This window comes from Pseudomonas sp. PB103 (assembly GCF_009764635.1).
Classification (GTDB): domain Bacteria; phylum Pseudomonadota; class Gammaproteobacteria; order Pseudomonadales; family Pseudomonadaceae; genus Aquipseudomonas.
The window spans coordinates 19,472-31,155 of sequence record NZ_RWIL01000096.1 but is presented as its reverse complement, the minus strand read 5'-3'; the positions used below and the strand labels follow the sequence as shown (position 1 = coordinate 31,155).

General features: G+C 60.4%; 9 protein-coding genes. 4 read left to right on the top strand and 5 right to left on the bottom strand.

The window, feature by feature from the left end:
• Nucleotides 1-83: 83 nt before the first annotated feature.
• From EJA70_RS17100 to gap, 5 genes are all read right to left on the bottom strand, one after another.
• A complete protein-coding gene (locus EJA70_RS17100; RefSeq protein WP_158832211.1) occupies nt 84-692 on the bottom strand; it encodes a biliverdin-producing heme oxygenase in 609 nt (202 codons plus the stop codon).
• Nucleotides 693-804: 112 nt separating this feature from the next.
• A complete protein-coding gene (locus EJA70_RS17095; RefSeq protein WP_158832209.1) occupies nt 805-3,363 on the bottom strand; it encodes a TonB-dependent receptor in 2,559 nt (852 codons plus the stop codon).
• Between the two features lie 122 nt (nt 3,364-3,485).
• Nucleotides 3,486-4,451, bottom strand: a complete 966-nt coding sequence (locus EJA70_RS17090; protein WP_158832207.1) for a FecR domain-containing protein — start codon at nt 4,449-4,451, stop codon at nt 3,486-3,488.
• Between the two features lie 102 nt (nt 4,452-4,553).
• The gene (locus EJA70_RS17085; protein WP_158832205.1) at nt 4,554-5,081 is read right to left on the bottom strand and encodes an RNA polymerase sigma factor; all 528 of its coding nucleotides are present in this window, start codon (nt 5,079-5,081) and stop codon (nt 4,554-4,556) included.
• A gap of 218 nt (nt 5,082-5,299) precedes the next feature.
• Nucleotides 5,300-6,301: a type I glyceraldehyde-3-phosphate dehydrogenase gene (gene gap, locus EJA70_RS17080; protein ID WP_007917884.1), complete on the bottom strand. Its 1,002-nt coding sequence runs from the start codon at nt 6,299-6,301 to the stop codon at nt 5,300-5,302.
• A 220-nt stretch (nt 6,302-6,521) separates the two neighbouring features.
• Here gap and edd point away from each other — a divergent pair, with 220 nt between their 5' ends.
• From edd to EJA70_RS17060, 4 genes are all read left to right on the top strand, one after another.
• Complete coding sequence (edd, locus tag EJA70_RS17075) at nt 6,522-8,348, top strand: phosphogluconate dehydratase (protein ID WP_158832203.1); 1,827 nt, start codon at nt 6,522-6,524, stop codon at nt 8,346-8,348.
• Nucleotides 8,345-9,295, top strand: coding sequence for a glucokinase (locus EJA70_RS17070; protein ID WP_158832201.1), 951 nt, complete (start codon nt 8,345-8,347; stop codon nt 9,293-9,295). The genes edd and EJA70_RS17070 overlap by 4 nt, the downstream gene beginning before the upstream one ends.
• 166 nt (nt 9,296-9,461) lie before the next feature.
• Nucleotides 9,462-10,193, top strand: coding sequence for a response regulator (locus EJA70_RS17065; protein ID WP_008082801.1), 732 nt, complete (start codon nt 9,462-9,464; stop codon nt 10,191-10,193).
• A complete protein-coding gene (locus tag EJA70_RS17060) occupies nt 10,183-11,652 on the top strand; it encodes an ATP-binding protein (protein ID WP_008082803.1) in 1,470 nt (489 codons plus the stop codon). The genes EJA70_RS17065 and EJA70_RS17060 overlap by 11 nt, the downstream gene beginning before the upstream one ends.
• Nucleotides 11,653-11,684 lie beyond the last annotated feature (32 nt).

Sequence of the window (11,684 nt, the reverse complement as noted above, 5' to 3'; positions counted from 1 at the left end):
CCGCAGGCTGCGATCTTTTGATGTTGTTTTCAAGATCAAAAGATCGCAGCCTGCGGCAGCTCCTACAGGGGGATTTGTGTGGCTCAGGCGAGTTCGGCTTCGGTGGCGTAAGCCTGTTCCAGCAGCACGGTGAAGCGGTTGAACGCGTCGATCGCGCCTTGCTCCACTTCGGCTTCTTCTTCAGCACTGAACTGCAGCGAATCGAGGGTACGCACGAAACGCTTCCAGCCTTCGGCACGACCACCTTCGGGCTCACCGAGGTGACGGGCGCCGAACGTTTCGCTCAGTTCCAGCGCCACCGCGCGTTTGATCAGGAACGCAGCGCCAAGCTTCGAACCTTCGGACACAAAGATCCAGCCGAGTGCACGGGCCTTGCTCGGGTTTTTTACCGCGCCGGGGACCGGTGCAGGGACTTCGGTGTCGAGGTCGGCGAGGTCAGCCCTGGCCGCTTCGGCGCGGCAACGCGCGGGCAGGTCAGGCACGATCGCGGTCAGTTCGGCATCGTTATACAGGTCGACCAGTTCCGACTGGAACAGGTACTGCGCGACCACGAAACGGGCGAAGTTGGCGCGGGTCTCGAACGGCGCATGCGCCTTGACCAGCGCATCGAGCTTGGTGTGCGGCTCGTTGGTGATCTGGTTCAAGCGTTGCGAACGCAGGGCAGGGCGTTGTTCGGTGTCTTGAGCGGTCATGACAAATCCTTGAGAAATTGAGGCGCTTGCTAACGAGACGAACCAGCCAGCGCGCGAGCGTAAAAAAACCTCACGGGGCGGTGCATGAACACGCGCCGTGAGGTTTGCCGGATCAGATGTCCCAGACCAGATTGATCGCGAAGTTGCGGCCCGGTTGGGTCAGGCGATCAAGGTTGGCCGGCTGCGTGACCGAGGCTTCGCCGACGCTGTCGTAACCGCGCACGTCATCCCACTGCCAGTATTTCTTGTCGGTCAGGTTGTAGAGACCGGCGTTGACAGTCACGTCGTCGGTGACTTTGTAGAAACCCGCCAGATCGAGCACGCCATAACCCGGGGTCTTGAACTGGGTGCTGGTGCCGTCCGGCGTCTTGAACATGGTGCTGTCGACACGATCCTTGCGCTTGACCAGCGTCCAGCTCAGCAGTGCGCCGTATTTGTCCTGGTCGTAACCGAGACCGAACACGCCGGTCAGCGGGTTGACGCTGTTCAGCGGCTGACCGCTGTCGTCATTGCGGCCATACAGGTACGCCATCGAGCCTTGGGTGTAGAGGCCGGTCGGTGCGCCGAAGGTGTCGAGGTTCAGGCGACCCTTGAGCTCCACGCCTTTGATGGTGGCGTGTTTGATGTTGTTGCTCTGGAACGTGGTCTCGCTGTAGCCGGGAGTGATCGCGTTTTCATCGATGAAATCACGGTATTTGTTGTAGAACACCGCGACGTCGAAGGTGCCCGCTTCAAACTGGCCACGCAGGCCGGTTTCATAGCTTTTGCTTTTTTCCGGTTCAAGATCCGGGTTCGGCGCGACCTGGTAGCCGCCCGCGAGGTTTTCAAAGCGGCCGTACAAGGCCTTGGCGGTCGGCGTGCGGAAGCCTTCGGCGTACTGACCGTACCAGGTGTAGTTATCGTTGAAGCTGTAGGTCGTGCCGAACTTCGGCGACAGACGATGCCAGGTTTTTTCCTTGTCGCTGACTTGACCGTTACCGCTCTGGTCGGCAGTGGCGAGGAACTCATCGGTGATGTGCGGCTTGAGTTGGGTGTAGTCGTAGCGTGCGCCCGGCAGGAACGTCCAGTTGCCCCAACTGATCTGATCCTGCGCGAACAGGCTGTAGCTGTTGATGGTCGGATCCGGGAAGTCGCTGGCTGGTTTCAGGGTGTCGGCGGCGCTTGGCGCACCGATTACCCGGCAGGCGCCGCTGACGGTCAGGCAGGTGCCGTTGCCGGTGCGCAGTCCGGTGACTTTGTCCTGCTTGATGGTCGTGCCGTAGGTGATGGTGTGATCGGTGTCGGCGATGGCAAACGACTTGTCAGCCTGCGCATCGAACACCCACTGGCGATCCTTGTAATTGGTGTCGCGATTACGCAACACGGTGCGCGACGGCGCGTAGATTTCCTGGGTGCTCTGGTCGGTCTTGGCGATCTGATAGTTGAGGGACCACTTGATGTTGTCGGCCAGCACAGTGTCCAGTGCGAAGCGGTGTTCCAGACCAAAACGCTCGCGGGTGACGGTGTCGTTGCCGGTGCGCGCCTTGTAGAAACCAAACCCGCGTCCAGCGTTGAACGGGCCACCGACGGCGCTCAACTGGTTGGTGTCGCGATCGTCTTTGTAGTGTTCGTAGGTCAGGCCGAAGCGCGCGTCGTCAGCGTAGTTCCAGCCGAGTTTGGCCAGCACGTTGGTGGTGCGCACGTCTTCCGGGTTGGCCTCGGTGCGGTTCAGGCCGGTGCCGCCGGTTTCGCCGTAGGATTCGGTTTCATGACCGTTGCGCTGGCTCAGGTGCAGCAAGCCGTCGAAGTCGCCGGTGCGGCCAGCGACGGTGCCGGAGGTCAGCCAGCTGTCATCGGCCGAGCTGTAACCGGTTTTCAGCCGGGCGCCGACGTCCTGGCCAGGCTTGATGATGTCGTCCGGGTCGAGGGTGTAGTAGCTGACGGCGCCGCCAATCGCATTGCTGCCGTACAGCACCGAGGCCGGGCCACGAAGAATTTCGACGCGTTTGACGATTTCCGGGTCGACGTAATTGCGGTTGGTCTGTGCGTAAGGGCCGTTGAAGAAACTGTCCGGCACTTGCACGCCGTCGACCTGGGTCAGGACGCGGTCGCCATCGATACCACGAATGTTGTAGCCGGTGATGCCGGCACGCTGACCGGCACCGCCCACCGAAACGCCCGGCTCGTAACGCACCAGATCCTTGATCGAGTTGACGTTGTTGCGATCGAGATCTTCGCGGGTCTGCACGCTGACGGTGGCCGGCACGCTATTCACCGACTGTTCCTGACGCGTGGCGCTGATGGTCACCTGATCCAGATTGAGCGTGCCGCTGGCGTTGCGTTTTTCCAGCACGACGTTGTTGTTGCTCAGCTTGCGGAAGCTCAGGTTGGTCCCCACCAACAGACGCTCGAGGGCTTTTTCCGGTGGCAGCGAACCGCGCACACCCGGCGACGATACGTTCTGCCCCAGTTCCGCCGGCAAACCGACCTGCCAGCCTGTCACAGCGGTGAACGCATTGAGCGCCGACACCAGCGGTTGCTGACTGATGGAGAACGAGTAATCACCCATGTTGCGTGCCGGTTGCTCGGTGGCAGCCATCAGTGGCGCGGTGCCGGCCATCAGGATGGCAGCGGTCAGCAGCGACAATACGCGGGAAGGGGATGAGGTCTGGCGGGTAAGGCGTGAGGACATCGATAGCGCTCCGTGTCGCACGAATCTTTATAGGTGCTGATTCACTTCCGAGGATGCGAATCAATTGCATTGGCTATAACGAGACGAACGGGCTTCGGCTATCGAGTAAAAATAATTCTCATTTAGTTCAAGATCACCAGCGCCGGGAATTCCTGCAGGCGCGCCGAGGTGATGTGGGCGAGGGAACGGACTACGTCGAGCGGTTGATCGAGGCGGTAATTGCCGGTCACGGCGACGTCGGCCAACTGCTCGTTGGTGTTGATGATCCAGCCCGGGTAGTAGCGGCGCAGCTCGGCCAGCACTTGATTCAGCGGGCAATTCTCGAACACCAGTCGGCCCTGAACCCAGGCCAGATCGGTCGCAGCATCGAGTTTGGCCGGGCGATCAAAACCGTTCGGGCCGATGCGGATGCTTTCGCCGGCCGACAAGCGCACGCGGGCATCGTTATGGGTCGCGCGCAAATCGACATCGCCGCGTTGCACGTTGACCTGCGTCACGCCATCGAGATAACGCACGGCGAACGCAGTGTCACGCACGCTGGCCTTGACCGGGCCGGCATCGATTTCCAGGGGCTGAGTGCGGCTGCCGGCGATCTCGAAATACGCTTCACCCTGATACAACCGCGCGACGCGCTGTTGATCGTTGATCGTGCTGGAGAAAGCGGAATTGGTGTTGAGCAGGACTTTCGAGCCGTCCTCCAGTTGCAGGCGCTGACGCTCGCCCACCACCGTCAAATGATCGGCCTGCAGGCGCATTGGCAAATTGCTGAAACTGAACAGCCCGAGTACCAGCACAGCGGCCGTGGCCAGTGGTTTCCAGTGCGGGCGCAAACGCTTGAGGAAGGTGACCTTGGCCGGTTTCGCCGCGAGGCTTTGCGCGCATTGAACCACTAACGGGCCGTCCCAGATCGCTTGCGCCTTGGCGAACGCTTCAGCATTCAACGGATCCGCCGCCAGCCAGGCATGGAACTGCCGGGTCTGCTCCTCGTCCGGGCTGCCGAGCACGATGAGCCAGTCGAGTGCCTGGTCCATTGCGTTTGCAGCGTCCTGCGCCGAATCCGGCGAAGGCGAGCGGTGGGTGTCCGTCACGGTGTTTCCTCAGGGCTTCTGGCGAAGCAGTTTCAAGCTTCAAGCTGCAAGCTGCAAGCCAGATGCGTGTACTGCTTTTCGTTTTTACTTGGAGCTTTAAGCTTACAGCGTGCCGCTGCTGTCGTGTCGTTCGGCGACGCCGATGCAAATGGACATGATCAGTTTCAATTCTTTCTGCACGGTGCTGAGGGACACGTTCAGTTCGTCAGCGATTTCCTGGTAGCTGTTGCCGTGCAGGCGGCTGAGAATAAAAATCTGCTGCTGACGCGGGCTGAGTTGACTGAGGCTCACGTTCAAGCGCTCCAGCAGTTGTTCGGCGTGGGCGGCGTCTTCGGCGCTGCTGGCAGGGGCGGCGATGCTATGCACGACGTCTTGCGGCACGTCATCGACCATCGTCCGTGAATGAATCTTGCGCGCGCGCAAATGATCCAGCGCCAGATTGCGCGCGGTCTGGAAGACAAAAGGTTCGAGGTGATCGATGGCCCGCTCGCTCAGCGCCCGCGTCACGCGCAGGTAGGTCTCCTGCAACAGGTCTTCAGCGGTGCTGTGATTGTTGACCATCCGTTCCAGCGTGCGCAGCAAGGAAGTGCGCTGGGTGAGGAAGACGTGGTTGAAGCGCGATTGACTCACGGGGGAACCTGATCCATTTCGAGCGAATGATAATGCTTATCATCTAGTTGAATGGTCAAGTATTGTTTTGCGATCAAAGCAGATAAATGTAGGAGCTGCCGAAGGCTGCGATCTTTTGATGTTGATCTTAAAAACAAGATCAAAAGATCGCAGCCCGCGGCAGCTCCTACCTGGATTTACGTTAGGCCATCAGGTGAGCGCACCCCGCCAATGTCGGATTACTCGGCGTTACACAGCGCCAGGCAGTTATCCAGCATGCGGTTGGAGAAGCCCCATTCGTTGTCGTACCAGGCCAGCACCTTCAGCAGTTTGCCGCTGGATTTGGTGTGGTTGGCGTCGAAGATCGACGACAGCGGGTTGTGGTTGAAGTCGCTGGACACCAGCGGCAGGGTGTTGAAACCGAGAATCTTCGAGTGCTGGCTAGCGGATTTCATCAGCGCGTTGACCTCTTCGGCGCTGGCTTCTTTTTTCAGCTGTACGGTCAGGTCCACCAGCGACACATTGATCACCGGCACCCGCACCGCCATGCCGGTCAGTTTGCCGGCCAGTTCCGGCAGCACCAGGCCCACCGCTTCAGCGGCGCCGGTCTTGCTCGGGATCATGTTCTGCGTGGCTGAACGCGCGCGGTACGGGTCGGTGTGATAAACGTCGGTCAGGTTCTGATCGTTGGTGTAGGCATGGATGGTGGTCATCAGACCGCTTTCGATGCCCAACTCACGGTGCAGCACCTGCGCCACCGGTGCCAGGCAGTTGGTGGTGCACGAAGCGTTGGAGATGATCTGGTGCGACTGGCGCAGAATGTCGTGGTTCACACCATATACGACGGTGGCGTCGGCGCCTTTGGCCGGGGCCGAGATGATCACTTTGCGCGCACCGGCAGTAATATGCGCGGCCGCTTTGGCGCGATCGGTAAAGAGACCGGTGCATTCGAACACCACATCAATCTTTTCCGCCGCCCATGGCAGTTCGGCCGGGTTGCGAATGGCGCTGACCGCAATGCGGTCGCCGTTGACGGTCAGGCTTTCATTGTCATGTTCGACTTGCGCGTCAAACGTGCCGTGAACGGTGTCGTATTTGAGCAGATGGGCATTGATCGAGCTGTCGCCCAGATCGTTGATGGCGACGATCTGCAAATCCTGTCGATAGCCTTGGGTATACAGTGCGCGCAGGACATTACGGCCGATGCGGCCAAAACCATTGATTGCGATTCGTAGAGTCATGGAACAGCGCCGCCGTCGTTTTGTTGTTGGAATTACAAGATTATTCGCATAAAAATAGAAAACAAGCCTTTTTAGTGGCAATATTTTGTTTTATCTACAACGAGTGACCTGAATCAACTGGTCCGATTGGTCAAAAAAGCCGTTTGTCATTCCAACAACAACGGCGTTTGATCAGCATAGACAATCAGGTCGCCACATCCGTTAGCCTGGAGTTCTACACATGCATCCCCGCGTTCTTGAGGTCACCGAACGGCTTATCGCCCGCAGCCGCGCCACGCGTCAGGCTTACCTTGCACTGATTCGCGGCGCCGCCACTGACGGGCCGATGCGCGGCAAGCTGCAATGCGCCAACTTCGCCCACGGCGTGGCCGGTTGCGGCAGTGAAGACAAACACAGCTTGCGGATGATGAACTCGGCGAACATCGCCATTGTTTCTTCGTATAACGACATGCTCTCGGCGCACCAGCCGTATGAAGTGTTCCCGGAACAGATCAAGAACGCCCTGCGCGAGATCGGCTCGGTCGGCCAGTTCGCCGGCGGTACCCCGGCGATGTGCGACGGCGTGACCCAGGGCGAGCCGGGCATGGAACTGAGCCTGCCGAGCCGCGAAGTGATCGCCATGTCTACTGCGGTGGCGCTCTCGCACAACATGTTCGACGGCGCGCTGATGCTCGGCATCTGCGACAAGATCGTGCCGGGTTTGATGATGGGCTCGCTGCGTTTCGGCCACCTGCCGACGATTTTCGTACCGGGCGGGCCGATGGTCTCGGGGATTTCCAACAAGGAAAAAGCTGACGTCCGCCAGAAGTACGCCGAAGGCAAAGCCACCCGCGAAGAGCTGCTGGAATCGGAGATGAAGTCCTACCACAGCCCGGGCACCTGCACCTTCTACGGCACCGCAAACACCAACCAGTTGCTGATGGAAGTCATGGGCCTGCACTTGCCGGGTGCCTCGTTCGTCAACCCGAACACGCCGCTGCGTGACGCGCTGACCCGCGAAGCCGCGCATCAAGTGACGCGCCTGACCAAACAAAACGGCAACTTCATGCCGATCGGCGAAATCGTCGACGAGAAGTCGCTGGTCAACTCCATTGTTGCGTTGCACGCCACCGGCGGCTCGACCAACCACACCCTGCACATGCCGGCCATCGCCATGGCCGCAGGCATTCAACTGACCTGGCAGGACATGGCCGACCTCTCCGAAGTCGTGCCGACCCTGAGCCACGTCTATCCGAACGGCAAAGCCGACATCAACCACTTCCAGGCAGCGGGCGGCATGTCGTTCCTGATCCGCGAACTGCTTGGCGCCGGTCTGTTGCACGAAGACGTCAACACCGTGCTCGGCCACGGCTTGAGCAAATACACCAAAGAACCGTTCCTTGATAACGGTGAACTGGTCTGGCGCGAAGGCCCGGTCGACAGCCTCGACGAAAACATCCTGCGTCCCGTCGCCCGCGCGTTCTCGGCGGAGGGTGGTTTGCGTGTGATGGAAGGCAACCTCGGTCGCGGTGTGATGAAAGTGTCCGCCGTCGCGCTGGAAAACCAGATCGTCGAAGCACCGGCGATGGTGTTCCAGGATCAACAGGATCTTGCCGATGCGTTCAAGGCCGGTCTGCTGGAAAAAGATTTTGTCGCGGTGATGCGCTTCCAGGGCCCGCGTTCCAACGGCATGCCGGAGCTGCACAAGATGACGCCGTTCCTCGGCGTGCTGCAGGATCGCGGCTTCAAAGTCGCGCTGGTAACTGACGGGCGCATGTCCGGCGCCTCGGGGAAAATCCCGGCGGCGATTCACGTCAGCCCCGAAGCTTATGTCGGTGGCGCTTTGGCGCGCGTGCAAGAGGGCGATATCATCCGCGTCGATGGCGTCAAAGGCACCTTGGAACTCAAGGTCGATGCCGACGAATTTGCAGCGCGCGAACCTGCCAAAGGCTTGTTGGGCAACAATATTGGCAGCGGACGCGAATTGTTTGGCTTCATGCGCATGGCCTTCAGCTCGGCGGAGCAGGGCGCCAGCGCCTTTACTTCTGCCCTGGAGACGCTTAATTGAAACTGGCTTTGGTCGGTGACATCGGAGGCACCAACGCGCGATTTGCGTTGTGGAAAAACCAGCAACTGGAATCGGTTCAGGTCTTGGCCACGGCCGACCACGCCAGCCCGGAAGAGGCGATCAGCCTCTACCTGAGCGGGCTCGGTCTGGCGCCGGGTTCGATCGGTTCGGTGTGCCTGTCGGTGGCCGGCCCGGTCAGTGGTGATGAATTCAAATTCACCAACAATCACTGGCGGCTGAGCCGCACGGCGTTCTGCCAAACCTTGCAGGTCGAGCAGTTGTTGCTGGTCAACGACTTCTCGGCGATGGCGCTGGGCATGACCCGTTTGCAGCCGGGCGAATTCCGCGTGGTCTGCGAGGGTACGCCGGAGCCGTTGCGCCCGGCGGTGGTGATCGGCCCGGGCACTGGTCTTGGCGTCGGTACTTTGCTTGATCTGGGTGAAGGTCGTTTTGCGGCGTTGCCGGGCGAGGGCGGTCACGTCGATCTGCCGCTGAGCAGCCCGCGTGAAACGCAATTGTGGCAGCACATCCATAACGAAATCGGCCATGTCAGCGCCGAGACGGCGTTGAGTGGCGGCGGTTTGCCAAGGGTTTACCGGGCGATCTGCGCGGTGGACGGACATGAACCGACACTCGATACGCCGGAAGCGATTACCGCAGCCGGGCTGGCGGGTGATCCGATTGCGCTGGAAGTGCTCGAGCAGTTCTGCTGCTGGCTCGGCCGTGTGGCCGGCAATAACGTGCTGACCACGGGTGGGCGTGGCGGGGTGTATATCGTTGGCGGGGTGATTCCACGCTTTGCCGATTTCTTCCTCGAAAGCGGTTTTGCCCGTAGCTTCGCTGACAAAGGTTGCATGAGCGATTACTTCAAAGGCATACCGGTGTGGCTGGTGACAGCGCCGTATTCTGGCCTCGTTGGCGCGGGTGTGGCCCTCGAACAGGATTGATACCGAGTCACCTTCATCGCTGGCAAGCCAGCTCCCACAGGTTTTGTGAACGACACAGATCCTTGTGGAAGCTGGCTTGCCAGCGATGAGGCCAGAACAGACAACAAATCTCCAAGGTTCATCAGGCATAATCCGCCCCAATTCCAACAACAAGGATGCCTTCGAAGTGAGCTCAGTCAACAAGTCGATATTGTTGGTCGATGACGACCAGGAAATACGCGAGTTGCTGGAAACCTACCTGACCCGCGCCGGGTTTCAGGTGCGGGCCACCGCCGATGGCGCCAGTTTCCGTCAGGCACTCAATGAAGCGCCGAGCGATCTGGTGATCCTCGATGTCATGCTGCCCGACGAAGACGGCTTCAGCCTGTGCCGTTGGGTGCGTCAGCATCCGCGCCAGGCGCAGGTGCCGATCATCATGCTCACCGCCAGTTCTGACGAAGCCGACCGCGTGATCGGTCTTGAACTCGGCGCTGACGATTACCTCGGCAAACCCTTCAGCCCGCGCGAACTGCAAGCGCGGATCAAAGCCCTGCTGCGCCGCGCGCAATTCGGCCAGGAACGTAACGGCAGCGAAGTGCTGGCGTTCGATGAATGGCGGCTGGACATGGTCAGCCATCGTCTCTTTCACACCGACGGCGAAGAAGTGATTCTCTCCGGCGCCGACTTCGCCCTGCTGAAACTGTTCCTCGATCACCCGCAGGAAATCCTCGACCGCGACACCATCGGCAACGCCACCCGGGGCCGCGATCTGATGCCACTCGATCGCATCGTCGACATGGCCGTCAGCCGTTTGCGCCAGCGTCTGCGCGACACGGAAAAACCGCCACGACTGATCCGCACCGTACGTGGCAGCGGCTATCAACTGGCAGCCAACGTGGTTGCCGGCAATGGTCACTGAGTCGCTGCGCAAACTCGCCGCCAAGGTACCGGTGCCGCGCTCGCTGCTCGGGCGGATGTTGCTGCTGACGCTGTTGGCGGTGTTGTTCGCACAGACGCTGTCGAGCGTGATCTGGGTCTCGCAACTGCGCGCCACCCAGCTTGAAGGCTTGGTCACTAGCGCCCGCAGCCTCGCCCATTCGATGACCGCCAGCGTCAGTTATTTCCGCTCGTTGCCGGTGGCTTACCGGCCATTGGTGCTCGATCAGTTGCGCAGCATGGGCGGCACCCGCTTCGTGGTGACGCTCAACGACAAACCGTTGGGCATGGACGTGCTGCCGGTTACGCCGCGTAAAGCCGCGGTGATGAAAGCGGTCGACGAAGTGCTGCGCCAGACCTTGGGCCATGACACCGATATTTCGGTGACCTTTGTCAGCCCCGAAGATCTGCGAATCTTCAATGCCGGGCTGAAACTCGATGAGCTGCCACGCTCCTGGGCGCATTACGCGCTGACCCTCGAGCCGGTGAACCCGCCCGTGCTGGTCACGCAAATCCAGATGGCGCCGGGCGAATGGCTGTACATCGCTTCTTTGCTCCCGGAGCCGTACACCAGCCTCGAAGAACAAGGCCTGCCGTCGCAACAGGTGTGGTTCATCGTCCTCACCAGCGGTTTTCTGCTGCTGTTCATCGGTGTGCTGGTGCACTGGCAGAGCCGACCGCTCAAGCGCCTGGCACGGGCCGCGCGGGACATGTCGCTGGGCGCCGACGTCGAGCCGGTGGCTGAAGGCGGCGGCAGTGAAGTGGTCGAAGTGGGCCGCGCCTTCAACAGCATGCGCGAACGCATCAGCCGTTACCTGACCGAGCGCAGCCAGTTGTTCAGCGCGATTTCCCATGACTTGCGCACGCCGATCACCCGTTTGCGTTTGCGCGTGGAATTGCTTGAAGACGAGCAACTGCAAGCCAAGTTCGGCCGCGATCTGGATGAGTTGGAGTTGCTGGTCAAAGGCGCGCTGCAATGCGTGAAAGACACCGACATCCACGAGAACATCGAGCCGGTGGACCTTAACCATGTGCTGGATTGTCTGGTCGAGCCGTATCTGGCGCCGAACGGCAATGGTCGCGTTACTCAGCATGGTCGCGCGCTGGCGGCGTATCCGGGCAAGCCTCTGGCGTTGAAGCGTTGTATCGGCAACCTGATCGACAACGCGTTGAAGTATGGGCAGAACGCGCATCTGCACATCGATGACGATGACAGCGCGTTTGTCTTGCATGTCGATGATGAAGGGCCGGGTGTGCCCGAGCAGCGGCTGGAGCAGGTGTTTGAGCCGCACTTCCGGTTGGCGGGGCAGCAGCAGGGGTATGGGCTGGGGTTGGGGATTGCGCGCAATATTGCTCACAGTCATGGCGGCGAAGTGACGTTGCAGAATTTGCGTGAGGGTGGGTTGCGGGTGACCCTGCAATTGCCGCGTTCCGCGGATTGAAGATCAACAGATCGCAGCCTCCGGCAGCTCCT